The organism is Paenibacillus sp. SEL3, from assembly GCF_054602585.1.
The window spans coordinates 3923988-3942046 of the sequence record NZ_CM137725.1; the positions used below are offsets into that span (position 1 = coordinate 3923988).

The window sequence follows — 18059 nt, forward strand, 5'->3', positions numbered from 1 at the left end:
ATTACCTTAATAAATAAAGCTGTTGACAACTTGTATATACATGACTTAATCTTGTATATACAAGTTGTTGAAAGCGTTATATTATTTTTTACGCTATTTCATTTCGCAAGAAAGGAATGAGCATGAATGGAAGCAACGAATAGGACTTTGATTCCTCAAGATAAGGACTGGTGGCGAAAATCAGTAGTCTATCAGGTTTATCCCAAAAGTTTTAACGATACGACGGGTAAAGGAACCGGTGATATAAGAGGACTGACGCAAAAGCTGGATTATTTGCAAAAACTGGGTGTCGATATTGTCTGGTTGCAGCCTGTATATGTCTCACCACAACGTGATAACGGGTATGATGTAGCCGATTATTGCCGGATTAATCCTGACTATGGAACAATGCAGGATTTTGAAGAATTGAGCCGGGAAATTCGGGCGCGTGGGATGCACTTGATGATCGACATCGTGGTTAACCATTCTTCCACAGAGCATGTCTGGTTTCAGCAGGCGCGGCTTTCTAAGGATAGTGAGTACAGGGACTATTATATCTGGCGTGACCCAGCACCCGATGGAGGACCTCCGAACAACTGGATTTCCAAGTTTGGTGGACCAGCTTGGCAGTATGACGAGGCTACAAACCAATATTTCTTGACACTGTTTGATAAGACGCAGGCGGATTTAAACTGGGAAAATCCCAAAGTTCGTCAGGAAGTTGTTAATGTGCTGGAATTTTGGGCAGAGAAGGGAGTTAGTGGCTTCCGACTTGATGTCATTAATTTGATTTCCAAAGATCAGCAATTCTCGGACGACGATGGAAGCACGGCTCCTGGGGACGGGCGTAAGTATTATACGGACGGCCCAAGTGTGCATGAATACCTTCATGAATTACATGAGAAAGTATTCTCAGCGTATAACAGTGTCACTGTAGGGGAGATGTCCTCCACCTCACTGGATCACTGTATCCGTTATTCCAATCCAGAAAGAAAAGAATTGTCCATGACCTTTAATTTTCATCATTTGAAGGTAGATTATCCAAATGGACATAAGTGGGAATTGATGCCATATGATTTTGAATTGTTGAAGAAGCTATTCTCGGATTGGCAAACGGGCATGCAACAAGGTGGCGGCTGGAGTGCATTGTTTTTTAACAATCATGATCAGCCAAGGGCGATCTCTCGCTTTTTGGATGATGGCGAATACCATGCGGAAAGCGCCAAGCTGCTGGCAACCACGTTACATGGTCTTCAAGGAACACCCTATATATTTCAAGGTGAAGAGATTGGGATGGCCAACCCGCAGTGGGCAGATATTGAAGAGTTTCGGGATGTTGAATCTCTGAATATGTATCGTATCTTACAGGAACAAGGCAAAAGTGCAGAAGAAGCATTGAATATCATTCGAGAGCGGTCTCGTGATAATTCGAGGACACCGATGCAGTGGGATAACACTCGCAATGCGGGCTTCACTACAGGCACGCCTTGGATTAAGGTAGATGAACGATATCCACAGATCAACGTTCAGTCTCAGTTAGAGGACCCGAACTCGATCTACAATCATTACCGTCAGCTGATTCACCTGCGTAAGACGGTGCAGGTCCTTACTGACGGGAGTTATCAACGTTTGGACGAAGCTCATCCTCAGGTCTACGCCTATCAACGCAGCAATGAAGAGGAGACTTTGATCGTCATCTCTAATTTTAGCGGACAGGATGCGCAATTCCGTATACCGGATTCATTTTATTCATCATTAAAAAATCAAGCGTTGGGTGCGGCTGAGCTTTTAATAGGTAATACCCAGCACGTCCCGGAGCTAAAACAAGAGATCACTTTGGCCCCATATGCTTCATATATGTGGATTGTCCGTAGTCTTAGTGAATAGTATGGAGATAACTAGTAGTACCCCGGGAACGTTATTTTTTATAACCGGGGTTGCTGCTAAAAAAGAGCAAACGTTAAGGGAGTGGGCTAAATGGCGATTGAAAGATCACAGGTAGAAGACATTATAAAAGCCGTTGGTGGCAAAGACAACATAGAGGCCTCTACGCATTGCGTAACTCGTCTGCGATTTGCCCTTTATGATGATAAGCTGGTCGATAAAGAAGCACTTGAACAAAATGATTTGGTCAAAGGCCAATTTTCTTCACAAGGACAGTATCAGGTCGTGATTGGTCCAGGCCTGGTGGATAAGGTATATAACGAAATGATCTCCATTACAGGAGGTAGTCGGGCTTCTAAAGACGATGTCAAAAATGCAGCAAGCAAAAAACAAAATCCAATTCAGCGTGCCATCAAGACGCTGGCAGATATTTTTATCCCCATCTTGCCCGCAATCGTGACTGCAGGTTTATTACTTGGAATAAATAATATTTTGACAGGCAAGGGGATTTTCTTCGAAGGTATGGCTCTGGTTCAGGTCTATCCTCAATGGACTGACTTTGCTGCTATCATTAACACCATTGCCAGCACCGCTTTTACATTCCTACCTGCCTTAATTGGATGGTCAGCCGTTGTCCGGTTTGGCGGCAGTCCTTTACTCGGGATTGTACTGGGTCTGATTCTGGTTCACCCAGATCTATTAAGTGCATACGGTTATGCGGATGCCGTTACCAAAGGAACCGTTCCGGTTTGGAATTTGTTTGGGTGGGAAGTGAACAAGATTGGTTATCAAGGACAGGTTTTACCTGTTTTAGTATCCGCTTACGTACTTGCACAAATTGAAAAATTCCTAAATAAAAAGATAGCGGATTCATTTAAGCTGTTACTCGTGGCACCGATTACATTATTAATAACGGGATTTCTGGCTTTTACAGTGATCGGTCCGGTTACTTTTATGATTGGTAATGCTATTACGTCTGGTCTTGTATACGTTTTCGATTGGGCTCCTGCGGTGGGAGGCTTGATCTATGGAGGCTTGTACTCCTTGCTCGTGATTACGGGAATGCACCATACTTTCCTGGCGGTGGATGTGCAATTAATTGGTACGCAGGGTGGAACGTTCCTCTGGCCGATGCTGGCGCTGTCCAATATCGCTCAGGGGGCCGGAGCATTGGCCATGATGCTAGTATTGAAGGAGCAAAAGGGAAAAGGGTTGGCTCTTACCTCTTCTGTGTCTGCTTTTCTGGGTGTAACCGAGCCTGCCATATTCGGGGTGAATATCCGATATAAATATCCGTTCGTATTTGGAATGATCGGTTCCGGTATCGCAGGTATACTGCTTACCGTAAATCATGTGATGGCTTCTTCCATTGGTGTGGGAGGGATTCCAGGCTTCTTGTCTATTTTCCCAAACAACTGGGGTGTATTCTTCATTGGGATGGCGATCGTATTGATTGTACCGTTCACTTTAACCTTTATGTATGGAAAACTGCTAAATAAGCGCCGTCAGACTCCAGCTACACCAGCTAACGACTCCGTACGGAAAGATTCGGGCCGTCAAGATTCTGCACTGGATGTGCTTGAAGTAAAGACTCCGGTACTGGGACGTGTTGTGCCGTTGGAGCAGGTTCCTGATCCGGCTTTTGCCGAACGGCAGATGGGACACGGTATCGCAGTGGAACCGAAGGATGGCAAGATTCTTGCCCCTTTCAGCGGAAAAGTTATTCATATCATGATGAAAAGCAAGCATGCCTTGATTTTGGAGCATCCGACAGGGGTACAGATTCTGGTACATGTGGGGATCAATACGGTGTCACTGAAGGGTGAGGGATTCACCATACATGTGGAGACAGATCAAACTGTGAAGCAAGGACAACTATTGATGGAATTTGACCGTGATCTGATTCAGAAATCCGGATATCCCATCATTACACCTGTCATTGTCCCGGATGGCCAAAGTATGATTAAATCGGTTGAGGAACTGCCAGGTGAGGCAGACGATTTGCAGTATACCTTAATGAGAATTCATTTGAATTCTTCATCAGGTCATAGGAATTAATTCAGATTCAATTCGCACAGTCTATTATAGTGAACAGGGAAGTGAAAGAATGCTACAATGAACGTGGTGATGAAAATTGACAAAGAATATATTTTTGCAAATTTATCAGGATTATTCGGGACAGATCCAGACAGGCGAATTGGCTCCAGGTACGAAAATGCCTTCTGAAAATGAACTGGCCCGGAAGTATAACACTTCTCGCGAAACCGTACGTAAGGCACTCCATTTGCTTGCACAAAATGGGTATATCCATAAAATAAAAGCTAAAGGATCTTTTGTTCTGGATATGGGGCGGATGGATTTTCCTATAGGAGGACTGGTCAGTTTCAAGGAAATGTCCGAACGGATTGGGCGTACATCACGAACCATTGTACATGAAAATCAACTACTTCCAGTTCCAGATGACATAGCCAATCATCTTGAGATTGACAAAGACAAATATTTGGTCTGGAAAGTCGTTCGTGCACGTGAAATTGAAGGTGAATGCGTCATATTGGACAAAGATTACTTTCGATCAGACATTGTACCTGTGCTTACTGAGGAAATTAGTCGTGGATCCATCTACGAATATTTGGAGGAAGAGCTTCATCTTCAAATCAGTTATGCTAAAAAAGTCGTTTCCGTAGAAAATGCAGACGAAGAAGATCATAGGCTGATGGACCTTCAGAACTACACTCATGTGGTCGTAGTACGCAACTATGTTTATCTGGAGGACACTACATTGTTCCAGTACACTGAATCAAGGCATCGGCTGGACAAATTCCAATTTGTCGACTTTGCCAGACGTTCCCACAGTGGAGACAAGAGAGCAGATTTTTTAAAATAACGATCAATAATATAGTTAAGAAGCCCCGTCTTTTAAGACGAGGGTTTCTTTTTTACCTTGGATGCAACTGCTGAGCAGCTTCTATACTGGCATTTGAGGGATTTGAATTTGCGTTTTATCCAAAAGCTATTTATAGAATGTTAAAAGGTTATATACTATTTAAAATACAATTCCATGATCAATGCAATGGGAACGAGGTGTATGTTATTTATGTATAGAGTGGCTATCTGCGATGATGAGCACAAGCAGAGAGAGCTTGTTAAAAATATGCTGATTACTTTGTCGATAAAGACCAGTATAGAATTTAAAGTTGAATTATTCGACTCCGGAGAACAGCTGGTATCTCATTATCAAAACCATGAGTCTCCATTCCATATCTTAATATTGGATGTTGAAATGAATGGCATGAACGGAATTCAAACCGCCCAAAAAATAAGAAGTTTAAATCACCTGGATGAACAGATTGTTTTTTTAACGAGCTACCCTGAATATATGGTGGAAAGTTTTGACGTAGTCACATTTCAGTATTTAATAAAACCGATTGCTCCCCATATCTTTGAGGAAAAAATGATAAAGCTGTGTCAATATTTTCAATCTCTCGATAAAAAATTCGTTATCATCAAGTCAGCTTATGAGGAAGTGCTTTTAAAATATGATGATATCATTAGTATTGAAGTGGTCAAAAGCTTAACCATAAAAAACAAACTGCATTTTGTAACCTCTACTCAAACCTATGATAGCAAAGGGATTCTTTCGGACTATGCTTCAGCATTAAAAGAACATAATTTTCTACAAATTCATCGTTCGATTATTATAAACTTAATTCATGTGAAAAAATTTGCTGGCGGTGATGTTTTGATGTCAAATGATGTGAAGTTACCTATTGGGCGTTCTAAAATAAAAGAAGTTAAAGATATATATACCAAATTTATGATCATGAAGATGCATTAATATGATGGAATATAACTCCCTGCTTCTTAATCTTTGCGTTGTCCTTGTTATGTGCTTCCAAGTGAATTTTTACTTTAACTCGGTTTTTGATAAGTCCAATCGAAAGCCGAACAGATTCGTGTACTTCATTATTTTTGGGTTGCTGGATTCCCTATATTTAAGTGTTTATTTGGCTCCTACGATATCTTCGATTTTAGCATTACTTGTCATATTTAGTTTAGCGCAATCGTATACAGTGGAAATAAAGACAAAGATCATCTTTTCTATCCTTTATGCTGTATTGATAACCATCGTTAATTTTATATCTCTTTATATTTTATATGCTGTAGGCTCTGTTAAAATTAGCAACTTTAGCCATTTGAGTGAACAAGATCACTTGATATTCTCTAAGGTTATGTTACTCAGCTGCATTATCATGTTTGCTGTCATTCAGATTATACGGTTATTTGCCAAACGAAGAACCTTCCCTTTGCAGCATCGTTACTATATTTTATTTTTAATCGTTCCCATCATAAGTTTATACCAGGTCAATGTTTTATCTGTTTATAGTGAAAAGAATATGTATTATTTTGGTTCTATTATTGGCTTTATTTCCTTAAATGTTTTTATCATATATATTTTTGATAATGTCATTGAAAAATTTCAATTAATGCATGAAAATGCTCAATTACAACATCAGATGGACTACCAAGATGCTAACTACGAAAAAACGGTTCACAGCTTCAAAAATATAAAAAGAATCATTCATGATACACACCAACAGTTTTTGTATATTGAAGAATGTATCAAGAGAAATGAATTGGCAGAGGCGAGTGAACATATTAAGGTTACCTTAAATAAGATCGAAGGAGCATATCAAAGGGTTAATACCGGTAATCTGGTTATAGATGCTCTTGTCACGAATAGTCTTAATATTGGGCAAGCCAATGGCATAAAGATAGATACCCAACTTAACTTATATTCACAGAAAGTAAATATTGAACGTTATGATTTATGTGTAGTTCTAGGGAATATGCTGGATAATGCCATAGAAGCATCCAAAAAGATCAAGATTGCCGATGACAGGTACATTCTTATTAAAATACATTCCAATGAGTCTGCGCTTTTCATTCACATCCTTAATCATGTGGAGAATGAAGTGGCTCATTTGCATAGTCAAAAATCAAACCCGGATGTTCATGGCATTGGCTTAACCAATATATCTAGAATATGTGACAAATATGGTGGGAATATGACCATTGAAACGAAAAATAAAGTATTCAATAATATGGTTTTATTTCCATTTTATAAGGACATTCCTTAGACATTATGTTGTTTAGGGATTGTTTTTTACATTTAAGGGTGTTTTTTTATATAGAATCCTCGTTCATTGTATGATCAGGTCAGTCATAAAATCTGGTGAAGCTATAAGAGGAGGAAATATAGAATGAAGAAAATAATAGCTGTGTTCGTTTCTGCTATGCTTTTTGTACTGCCGATGACGAATACTTTTGCTCAAGGCACTGATGAACCTATCAAGGAAAAGGCTCGCAGTCTGGCCTCGGAGCTGGTATCCAAATACGGTGTTAGCGGTGTGCAGTATGCCATTATGGATCATGGAAACATCGTATTATCGGATAGCGTGGGTGTAAAGAATAAAGCAACTAACGAGCCGATCACCAAAGATACGATGTTCGGTATAGGCTCTACAAGCAAAATGTATGTATCTGCTGCAACGATGATGCTGGTGGATGCCCATAAGGTAGATATTGATCAGCCATTAACAACATACATTAAGGACTTTAAAATGTCTGATGAAAGATACAAACAAATTACACCGCGTATGCTGTTAAATCATTCGTCAGGTCTTTATGGTGCTCACTATAAAAATAGTATGTTATTTAATGACAATGATACAGAAAATCATGATGAGCTCTTGCTAAGGTTGCAATCAGAAACTTTAAAATCAAACCCTGGCGAATATTCCGTATATACCAATGATGGATTTCAATTGCTTGAAATATTAGTTGAGCGGGTGAGCGGTCTAAGTTACACCGATTTCCTGGCAAAGCATATGAGTACCCCTTTGGGTTTGAAATCTACCAAAACACCTCTCGATCAATTTGATAGACAAAAGCTGTCCAAAACTTATTTTCCTGCGATTGAGGGGGCCTTACCGGTTGAAAATGCCAATGTCATCGGGACAGGGGGCTTATACTCCACCGCAGAAGAGGTGGCTATGTTTTCAGAAGTGTTAACGGGGAACAGACCCGATATTCTATCTGCCCAATCGGCGAAGTCCATGCAAAGTCATGAATATCGAAAAGGAATATGGGTACCTGAAGAGACAAACAGCTTTAATTATGGACTTGGTTGGGATGCGGTTCAGTTGGCACCGTTTAGTGATTACGGAATAACAGCGTTATCCAAAGGTGGGGATACTGTTTTGTATCACTCTGTCTTGATCACCATACCGGAGCATCATATTTCTATGGCTGTACTTTCATCTGGAGGGTCTTCCATCTTAGATAGTATTTTTGCCTCTAACATTTTATTGGAAGTTTTAAAAGATAAGGGCATCATTAAAGACATCCTACCGGAGAAAACATTTGAGCCTCCTGTAAAGGTGGAAATGCCATCTGAGTTACTTTCTTATTCGGGATTATACGGTTCTGTGGGTACAACCATCAATGTAGAGATTAAAAACGGTGAGTTTGATTTGCCTGCTTTCTTGGATGGATTCGTCCCGGCGCAAAAATATGTGTATACAGGCAATGGACAATTCAAAAGCAGTGATGGCAGTGTAGCCATAAGCTTTGACAAACAAAAAAACGGGAAAACGTATATTAAGGCTAACCTATATTTAGACTTTCCGGGATTAGGTCAAATGGTTATGGTGACTTATGAATATCAAAAGCTAGATGCCAATCCTGTAAATCCCACAGTTAAAAAGGCATGGGAAAACAGAAACGGGAAAAATTATTATGCTTTGGATGAAAAGATATCTTCCATATTTTATCTGGCTCCCTCATTTATAACGAAAAAAATATCCGTTGATCATGATGGATACGCAAGTGGAACTAAAATTGTCGATGAGAATAAAGCAGTAAATGCCGTTGAGATTCCTGTTATGAGTGGAAGAGATGCATTTGATCTGAATTTTTATACCAAGGATGGTTCGGAGTATTTAACCATAGATGGACAATCCTATATCAGTGAAGATGCTGTTAAACCTATCTTGGGAGGAAAATCAGTGTATACCATACCATCTAATGGCCAAGCCACATGGTATAAAATAGATAAAAACTCAGCCAATAAAACGATGACCGTTGATTTTCCAACAAGCGGAGGGTTCGCTGTCTATGATGAAAACGGAGCGGTTGTACAATTTTCAACTGCTAGCAATAACAATTCGGTTGTACTGCCCAAAGGTGGCTTGATCGTTTTGGGTGGCAATGCAGGGGATGTATTTAAAATCAATTTGAATTAAGTGTGTAGTCGCTTCTGTAAATTCAGGAGCGACTATTTCATTCAGCAGATGAACCTAAATCCGTAATGGATAATTTTATATCAAAGGTTACGGGTGTTTTGCTGAATTTGTAATCCCAATTATCCTTTACCTTTTTCCACACCTGCGGTTTCTCAATATGCAAATGGTCACCAAAACCGGCAACATCGACTTTATATTCTGACTGTAATTTGTGCATAAGAGACTTAATCCTGCGAGTCACTTGTTTTTCAAACTCTTTCTCAGCCTCCTTCATGTTTTGTGTCTCAGTCGGGTCCGCTTTATCATCCCAGTTTTCGATTAAACGTCCTTTGGATTCAATTTTTACGTGAAACGAGATATCGTTGCCTTCGGTTACTTTAGTTGTTATTTTGCTTTTTACCGATTTGATTTCGTAAGTGATAGCTTCATTCCGCTTGTCATATGTTTTTACAGCTCCGCCCTTAACATCACCTGTAATCCAGCCAATACTCTCCACGTCTTGTTGGTCCAAACTGCCTATCCAGTGACCGGTATCTCCTTTAATAATACCAGCACCTGAAAATTCCAATTCCCCATCGGATTCAGTGATGTTTTGCAATATATAGCTTTTTTTGGAATGCATCATCCCATCCAATTCAGACAAATTGACCCCCCTCATTACCTTGCTGGTTCTGAAATGGTTACGAAGCATATACAGAATATGAATGGATGGGACTTCTTCCTTATATTTGGTAACTAAAGTACTAGCTGCTCGTCCCTTGCTTAAGAAGACCAAGCAACTCGGGCGAATATCATTATCACGAAGCGCAAAATCCATCAATTGCTGCATCGTCTGTTCTTTCGCCAAATCGGTGGCAACCACCATGACCTTTAGATGGTGGCCAATAACGGGGCGATCCAAACGGAGAGAGAGCTGCCGGAAGATTTCAAGCAAAGAATCTCCTGTGCCAGTTATGTTGTTATAGTTTGGCTCTTGTCCTCCTCCTCCGCCTTGTTGGTTTGGGCTTCCAGATGATTTTTTGGGGACGATTTGTACGCTGGCCGTAATTTTATTTTTCTTGAAGTAACGGCTACCTTTCTTCTCCAGATCCTGTTCCAATGGAGTGAGCTCCCCCTTATCCAGAGAAAGTCCTGTATATATGCTAAGTTCCTCTACTTCTTTGCTGCTCCAACAACCGACTTGAGTCACCAGAAGAATAAAGGCAAGCAGTACAGATAGGATAGGTCGTCTACACATTTTGCTTCATTCCCTTCTTCCTGATCATGAACACAATGGAGAGAAATACCGGAATCAAAATAAATAATAGGATTCCCATATATCCGATCGCGTCGCCCAGGCTAAACACTTCCATCATACGAACAGGAGTCATTGTGGAGATAAAGATTAGCGGGATTAAACCGAAAACCGCATAACGATATTTAAAACCAAACACCTGTGAAACACCTAAGGATGCATTGAAGAAAAAACTGCAGGAATTACAAAACATTTGCATCATCCAGATCACTAGCAGTGGAAACTCTAGACGTTCAAAAAGAAATCCAGGGATTTCAAAACTGCGCATCAAATTAATGGTAGGCCAAGTACTTGTCACAGTGGAATCTACCGATAGCCCGCCGATCACCATAACTACGGTCAAAAAGTACAAAATTAAAGGGATACTGATCCCCACTACCATGGCCTTAAATGCCTTCTCGGGGTGCTGCATAAAAGCGACCAGTGTCATGACGACTTCACATCCACTGAAAACAAGGATAGTTGATTTCAGCCCCTTGATGACGGGCAAAACCCCTTCACTCAATACGGGACGAAGATGATCAATTTCAAAAATCCTTAAGCTAAAGAGAAAACAAAAAAGCAGAAAGAAAAGACTGATTGGAAGTACAATCTGGTACAGTCGCACGATGGGATTAATGCCTCCAAAAACTAAATAACTCCCTACCCAGATAAATGGAATCACAATCGCCCAGATGGGTGTGCCTTCGAGTAGAAAAAACATGGTCACTTCAGCTAACACACGTATTTCAAAGCCGGCAATGATTATAAAGTATATAATCAATAGCACGCTTAAGATTCCTCCCGGAACAGTGCCTACAATTCTTCTGGAGTATTGGTATATGGTGTTTCCGGGAAACTGTTGACTTAATTTCACCATGACCCAGACGACGAATATGACAATACCTCCACCGATGAGGACAGAAAGCCATGCATCAGGAGTCTGTACTTGTTCAGTTACACCCCTCGGCAGTGTCAAAATCCCTGCGCCCAATACGGTATTGGTCAGGAATACAGCCGCCTGCTTCGTTGTGATCTTGTCATCAGAGCGTCTAAACACAGTAGCTCCTCCTTCGTCTTGGCATCATGGTCTACGCCTTTTTTGCTGCGTTTTCATCATAACAGGTCTTCGTTTCATTAGAGATATAGGAGCTCGGATGTACATATCTTTCAAGTCGCTTAGACGCATCGGGGAAAAGGGAGTCACATATGGGACGCCGAAGCTTTTCAATTTCGTCAGATGGATACAAATCAACAGAAAGAACAATATGGTTCCGAGCATCCCCAGGATTGCTGCAAAGAGCATGCCGACGAAACGCAGTAGGCGCAAGGTAATGCCCGCACTGTATGTCGGTATCGAAAATGAAGAAATGGCAGTTACCGCAACCACAATCACCAGGAAGGGGCTGACGATGCCCGCATTTACAGCAGCGTCGCCGATAACCAAGCCTCCCACAATGCCCATTGCAGGACCAATGGGTTTGGGCAATCGGATGCCGGCTTCCCGCAGGATTTCGATCGAAATTTCCAGAATCATGACTTCAATGACGGAAGGAAAAGGGACGCCTTGACGGGTCTGAATGATGCTAATGACCAGCTTGGTCGGAATCAAACCGGGATGAAATGAAATAAAAGAGATATACAAAGCAGGGCCCATCAGCGCTATGAAAGCTCCAAAAAATCTCAGCAAACGTAAAAGTGAACCTGGAATCCAGCGTTCATAATAATCCTCGGGAGATTGAAGCAGCATACTGAAGGTCACCGGGACAATAAGTGCAAAGGGAGTCCCGTCCAGAAGAATGGCTATTCTTCCTTCCAGCAATGCATTAATGACACGGTCGGGTCGCTCTGTGTTGTGAACCTGCTGGAACGGACTTAAATAATTGTCTTCAATGAGTTGCTCTACATAACCGGATTCAGCCAAAAAATCCATATCTATTTTTGATATTCTGCGGTTTACTTCTTCAAGAAGATCCGGATTCACAATATCCTTGATGTAGGCGACAACCAGATCCTTTTTGATTCGGCTTCCCACTTGAAATTTCTTCATTTCCAGACTTTTATTTAAGCCCTGGCGTCGAAGCATCGAAGTATTTTCACTTAATACTTCCGTAAAACCGATTCTGGGACCCCGAAGTAGTGCTTCAGAGGTTGGTTCATTGACGGAGCGAATGGCGCCATTAGGCGAGCCTACCAGTAGTGCTTCCTTCATTCCTTCAATTAATAAGGCAGTATGACCTAAAAGGATGAACTCGTGCAGTTCCTCCATACTGGTAACTTCACTAATTTGCGTAAGTGGCATCAAGCTATCTTTTATAAAAGAGCTACTTATACTTTCCGGCTGTTCCTGTTGGTCCTGCTGGCCCTCAAACATCAAGACCTCCAATACCTGATTGCTCATAAGCTTTTCATCCTGCATGCCTTCTATGAAGACTAATACGGACCGAGCATGAAATTTTTTCAACATAAACTCACGAAAATGCACATCACTATTTCCGCCTATAGACTCTCGGATCGAATTTAAATCGGAATCGTAATTCCCTGTAATTTTAGAGTTTGGTTTATTCTGTTGATCAAGGTGCCCTTCGTTATTTTCATCGGAGAGCGGCCGACCGGAAGAATGTTTGGATTTCGCTCCCTTACTACCGACAAACGAATAAATCGAGGTGTTTATATAATAAATCCCTAAAGGAATAATCAACGCGAGGCCTGCTTGAAAGAGTATACTCCAGCTCGGAATATAAGAAATTATTTTAGACCACAAGATGACCACCTCCAAACGATTCAATTCTAAGATACAAGTTGTCCCTAAAGTATTCCTTATAAAGGTTGTATTTACACATGAACTGGAAAGATTCGTTCGATGACCAGAGCAAATGATCATCAACTACACTATTTTTAAATCTAATCATTACGGCAGATCTCACACCAAACACTTCTGTTTTTGTTTTAGGGCTATCTAGCACTGAGAGTCAGCGTGGGGAATGGTGCAAAACCCCTTGAAACGGAATAGGGAAATCCCTAAACATTCTTAATGCGAACCACATTGTGATTATAATCACATATAGCTCTATCTGCTGTATTAAAATAGAAGCATAAACAATATTCATTAGAAACGTAGAGATGTCGTCAGAAACGTAGAGATGTCGTCGGATAGGAAGTAGCGTCGAATGAATGGAGGAACCGGTATATGATAAACAGTAAAAAGAAGCTTGTGGTTATAGGGAACGGGATGGCTGGTATCAATACGGTCGAACAAATTTTAAAATTAACAGATAAATATGAAATTACAGTCCTGGGAAGTGAGCCGCATCCGAACTATAACAGGATCATGCTCTCTTATGTGTTGGAAGGTAGTAAAACAATAGATGATATCATACTGAACGATTTGCAATGGTATGCGGATCAAGGGATTACTTTATATACAGGAAAAATGGTGAAAAGTATCGACGGTGAGAACAAGAAGATTCTCACCGAAGACGGACTGGAAATTGATTACGATGTGGCTTTGGTGGCTACTGGTTCACAATCGTTTATTCTGCCTATTCCGGGTAAAGAATTACCGGGAGTAATTGGTTTCCGAGATATCGCCGATTGCTCGGCAATGCTGGAAGCGGCAAAGACCTATAAAAAGGCCGCTGTCATTGGTGGAGGTCTGTTGGGGCTGGAGGCAGCTAAAGGCCTGGTCAATCTGGGGATGGATGTTACGGTCGTTCATTTAATGGAGGATTTGATGGAACGTCAGCTAGACCGGGAAGCCTCTGCGATGCTAAAAGCAGAACTAGAACGCCAGGGAATCAAGTTTGCTATGCAAATGCAAACTTCGGAGGTGTACGGTCAAGATCGGGTACAAGGACTGCGGTTTTCAGACGGAAGCGAGCTGGAAGCGGATTTGGTCGTTATGGCGGTTGGGATCAAGCCTAATATTCAGGTAGCTGTGCAAAGTGGTATGGAAACGAACCGTGGTATTGTAGTCGATGATTTGATGAGAACCTCTGTGCCGGATGTATATGCTGTAGGGGAATGTGTTGAACACCGCGGAATCTGTTATGGTCTGGTAGCTCCGCTGTTTGAGCAGGGAAGTGTCATTGCCAAACATTTGGCAGGCGCGGAAACTGAAGGTTATATGGGATCGGTGGTTTCCACCAAGCTCAAAATTTCAGGGGTGGATGTTTTCTCAGCTGGCGAATTCATAACCCAGCCTGAACATACGGTGATTGTTGCAAAAGATGAGTGGAAGCGGACCTACAAAAAAGTGCTGCTTCGTGAAAATAAGATTGTTGGAACTGTACTGTTTGGCGATGTGAGCGAATCTGCTAGCCTGCAAAAATATGTGCGTCAGCAAACATTGATGACAGATGAAATATATGGACAGCTCATGGGTACTGGATGCAGCAATCACGGGTCGAAAACATCATCCGCTGAAACGATGGCCGATGATGAAATTGTGTGTGGCTGTAACGGTGTTACTAAAAAGGCCATTGTTGATGCAATTAATGACAATGGGCTGACTACAGTCGATGAAATTAAAGCATGTACCGGAGCAACTCGTTCTTGTGGAGGATGTAAGCCGGTCGTGGAGCAGATTCTACAATATGTTCTTGGAGACAGCTTCAAGACGTCAGCCAAGCAAGGAATATGTAGCTGCACAACATTGAGCCGGGACGAGATTGTGGAAGCGATCAAAACCAAAGGGCTGACAACAACGCGTGAAGTTATGAATGTACTGGATTGGCATAATGATGAAGGTTGCTCCAAATGCCGGCCGGCGCTGAATTACTATCTGGGAATGATTAACCCGGACACCTATGAAAATGAGGGGGATTCCCGTTTTGTAAATGAGCGATTGCACGCGAACATTCAAAAGGATGGAACGTTTACAGTTGTTCCTAGAATGTACGGCGGTGTAACGACCCCAGAAGATTTGAAGAAGATAGCAGATGTTTCTCTTAAATACAACGTTAAGGTCGTTAAAGTAACAGGAGGACAGCGGCTTGATTTGATCGGTGTCCGTAAAGAGGATCTGCCTAAAGTATGGGAAGAACTCGATATGCCGTCGGGGTATGCCTACGCGAAGTCACTTCGTACGGTTAAAACCTGTGTTGGATCGCAATTTTGCCGGTTTGGCACACAGGACTCGATGGGAATGGGAGAAGTGTTGGAACGGAAATTCGAACGACTGGACTTCCCGGCAAAATTCAAATTAGCGGTTAATGGATGTCCACGCAACTGTGCGGAATCATGTACCAAAGATATCGGAATCGTAGGTAATGATGGGGGCTGGGAGATCTTTATCGGTGGTAATGGCGGTATTAAAGCACGGTTGGCTGATTCACTCTGTAAAGTGAAAACCGACGCCGAGTTGATTGATATTGTAGGTAGCGTAATGCAACTCTACCGCGAAACAGGACAATACCTGGAACGTACTTCGGAGTGGGTGGAACGGATCGGTCTGGAAGAGATTCAGAAAGCAGTCGTTCAGGATACAGCTAATCGCCAAGCTTTAGTAGAACGTATCGAATTTGCACTGCAACAGGTCGAAGACCCTTGGAAAAAGATCATCAATGATGAGGATTCACGCAAAAATTTATTCGAGGTTGTCACCCCGTCTATTGTGTAATTGTATCTAAAATGCCTGAGGAAGGGAGCAATCAAGCAAATGATCAAAAATGCCGAATGGCTTGTCGTCGGTCACAGTAAGGATTTTCCGATCAGAATAGGACGTACCATCCACATCAAAGGTGTCGAAATTGCTGTTTTTCGCACTTCGGAGAATGAGCTTTATGCCGTTGAAAATATCAATCCTCATCCCAAAAGAGGTCCTCTTACAGAGGCGATAGTATCTGGTCATTATATCTATGATCCTTTATATGACTGGAAAATTGACCTGCAGACAGGCATCGTTCAAGAGCCTGATCACGGACAAGTTAAAACGTTCGCTGTTTGTGAAGAGGGAGAAGAAGTAAAAATATCGCTCGAAACGGTTTAGTTCATCTGATGGAATACAAATAAAAAGGGCTCAACAGGACAATCCTGTTGGGCCCTTTTCGGCTTGGATCAGGTAATGGTAATGCCTGCACTCGCATAACCCACCACGGTGTTGAGGAGGGAGGCTCCTGTAGCCGTTGCTGAGAAGACCATAAGTAGACGGGTCTGCGCGGTTACGGGTATAGCCAATTCGGTAGTAATACCACTAGAGATCGTTCCCAAAGCAACAATGTCAGTCAGTGGGGGAGTCAATATAACGGTAGCTCCGGGAATCGCTGTGAAGGAATTATTAGGTGTTGGGGAACTAAACAACTGGGCAGTAATGCTAACGGATGATGCTAAGAGGGTCAGAGCAGCTGTTGTACTGAAGTAACCAGCAATAGAGGTAATTACGCCATCCCGTGGTACGGAAAAAGCAAAGTTAATAAGCGGTCCTACAAGCGTACCTGTGAGGTCAATGGTATCGCCTACGAGGCCAATACCTGTAGCTGAGCTTCCGAAGCCGATCAAACTTGTGGTTCCTACCAGCCCACCAAGAACAGTTGTCAGTGTAGCAGGCCCTCCGGAAGCAAACGGGATGATGGCTCCCGAGCCGGTGGCTCCGGTAATCCCTGTAACGCCCGTAACACCCGTGGCCCCAGCGGGTCCGACAGCGCCAACTGCGCCCGGTAGACCATCGGGCCCCGTAGCACCCGTAGCGCCGACAGGTCCGGCAGGGCCTTCCGGTCCAGCGGCCCCGATAGGCCCAGCGGGCCCAGCGGCGCCCACAGGTCCCGCAGGCCCGTCAAGGCCCACAGGTCCGGCCGCTCCGATAGGTCCGGGAGCCCCTTGTGGCCCTGGTCCACCTGCTGGTCCAGGCGCACCGCCGGGTCCCACCGGTCCTGGAGGTCCTGGAGGCCCTGGAACCCCTGGAGGCCCTGGGGGTCCTTGTGCACCGGGCTCCCCTGACAAGTATGTTTCACCTAATACGTTGCTAACCATCGTTCCAGCGATTCTGATCGCGTTGATTAAGCTGTCTTTAAGAGCAGGATCGAGGGATTCTTGTAAAACGATGGACAATAGCGCATCCAGCAATTGTTGCAGTGCAGTACCTACGCCGATCGGCGAGAAAGGTGTAGCTTCTAACGCAACAATAGCAAGCTCCAGCGCTGCCAGTAAGTCTGCCTTGGCCCCGCCGCGAAGCCTTAAGCTTTTCGCCAGAGACAACAGACGTCTTAAAACCTGTTGCAAGGAAGATACATTAGCCGCAGAAGGGTTTGCGAACACGATGGGGATAATCGCGGTCATTTCATTAATCAGCCTGAGAAGATCTTCGATACTTCTATTTACTCTTGTTGGTTTACAGTCTTCATCTTTTTTTGATGCACCACTGAACCTGAACGGTTTTTTATGTTTCATGCTCAAATATCTCCTCCTGATCGTTCTTCCTACAGTAGAGGTGACAGGTGGTTCATCGCCCCGTTTCGCAGATACTCATAATATATTTTCTGAAGCGAAAAGGGTGAATGACCAAGCAAAAATGATTGTTGAAGGCTCCTACATAAAAATACACATAAAAAATACGGCCTCCCGAAAAGCTTGGAGGCCGCGTTGTATTGGCTATACTCATCTGATCTATGAAACTTGAAAAT

Annotated in this window: 12 protein-coding genes; 8 read left to right on the forward strand and 4 right to left on the reverse strand. The window is 42.6% G+C overall.

The genetic code is table 11. The features are described 5' to 3' along the window. Window positions 1–126 precede the first annotated feature (126 nt). The 6 genes from treC to ACYCS5_RS18090 all read left to right on the forward strand — a co-directional run bounded on the left by treC (window position 127) and on the right by ACYCS5_RS18090 (window position 9167). Entirely contained in the window at window positions 127–1866 is a 1740-nt protein-coding gene (gene treC, locus ACYCS5_RS18065) for an alpha,alpha-phosphotrehalase (RefSeq protein ID WP_165148214.1), read from the forward strand. 90 nt (window positions 1867–1956) lie between these two features. Further along, window positions 1957–3921 (forward strand): PTS system trehalose-specific EIIBC component, encoded by a 1965-nt coding sequence (gene treP, locus ACYCS5_RS18070; RefSeq protein WP_459759883.1) that lies wholly within the window; start codon window positions 1957–1959, stop codon window positions 3919–3921. A gap of 76 nt (window positions 3922–3997) precedes the next feature. Then, window positions 3998–4747: a trehalose operon repressor gene (gene treR / locus ACYCS5_RS18075; RefSeq protein ID WP_459759884.1), complete on the forward strand. Its 750-nt coding sequence runs from the start codon at window positions 3998–4000 to the stop codon at window positions 4745–4747. A 210-nt stretch (window positions 4748–4957) separates the two neighbouring features. Beyond that, window positions 4958–5698 (forward strand): LytR/AlgR family response regulator transcription factor, encoded by a 741-nt coding sequence (locus ACYCS5_RS18080; RefSeq protein WP_342445570.1) that lies wholly within the window; start codon window positions 4958–4960, stop codon window positions 5696–5698. 1 nt (window position 5699) lies between these two features. Then, on the forward strand, window positions 5700–7001 hold the full coding sequence (locus ACYCS5_RS18085; RefSeq protein ID WP_459759885.1) for a GHKL domain-containing protein: 1302 nt from the start codon (window positions 5700–5702) through the stop codon (window positions 6999–7001). A 123-nt stretch (window positions 7002–7124) separates the two neighbouring features. Further along, the gene (locus ACYCS5_RS18090; protein WP_459759886.1) at window positions 7125–9167 is read left to right on the forward strand and encodes a serine hydrolase domain-containing protein; all 2043 of its coding nucleotides are present in this window, start codon (window positions 7125–7127) and stop codon (window positions 9165–9167) included. 37 nt (window positions 9168–9204) lie between these two features. On the opposite strand, the gene ACYCS5_RS18095 is transcribed toward ACYCS5_RS18090, so the two are convergent. The 3 genes from ACYCS5_RS18095 to ACYCS5_RS18105 are packed head-to-tail and all read right to left on the reverse strand — an operon-like array spanning window position 9205 to window position 13204. Then, the gene (locus tag ACYCS5_RS18095; RefSeq protein ID WP_241113470.1) at window positions 9205–10404 is read right to left on the reverse strand and encodes a Ger(x)C family spore germination protein; all 1200 of its coding nucleotides are present in this window, start codon (window positions 10402–10404) and stop codon (window positions 9205–9207) included. Continuing rightward, on the reverse strand, window positions 10397–11500 hold the full coding sequence (locus tag ACYCS5_RS18100; RefSeq protein WP_029515883.1) for a GerAB/ArcD/ProY family transporter: 1104 nt from the start codon (window positions 11498–11500) through the stop codon (window positions 10397–10399). The genes ACYCS5_RS18095 and ACYCS5_RS18100 overlap by 8 nt, the downstream gene beginning before the upstream one ends. Window positions 11501–11524: 24 nt before the next feature. Then, window positions 11525–13204 (reverse strand): spore germination protein, encoded by a 1680-nt coding sequence (locus tag ACYCS5_RS18105; protein ID WP_029515882.1) that lies wholly within the window; start codon window positions 13202–13204, stop codon window positions 11525–11527. A 426-nt stretch (window positions 13205–13630) separates the two neighbouring features. On the opposite strand from ACYCS5_RS18105, the gene nirB reads away from it, so the two are divergent. Next, window positions 13631–16060: a nitrite reductase large subunit NirB gene (gene nirB / locus ACYCS5_RS18110; protein WP_459759887.1), complete on the forward strand. Its 2430-nt coding sequence runs from the start codon at window positions 13631–13633 to the stop codon at window positions 16058–16060. Window positions 16061–16099: 39 nt separating this feature from the next. Then, window positions 16100–16429 (forward strand): nitrite reductase small subunit NirD, encoded by a 330-nt coding sequence (nirD, locus tag ACYCS5_RS18115; RefSeq protein WP_029515880.1) that lies wholly within the window; start codon window positions 16100–16102, stop codon window positions 16427–16429. A gap of 68 nt (window positions 16430–16497) precedes the next feature. Here nirD and ACYCS5_RS18120 read toward each other — a convergent pair whose 3' ends face one another. Continuing rightward, entirely contained in the window at window positions 16498–17826 is a 1329-nt protein-coding gene (locus ACYCS5_RS18120) for an exosporium glycoprotein BclB-related protein (RefSeq protein ID WP_340884271.1), read from the reverse strand. Window positions 17827–18059 lie beyond the last annotated feature (233 nt).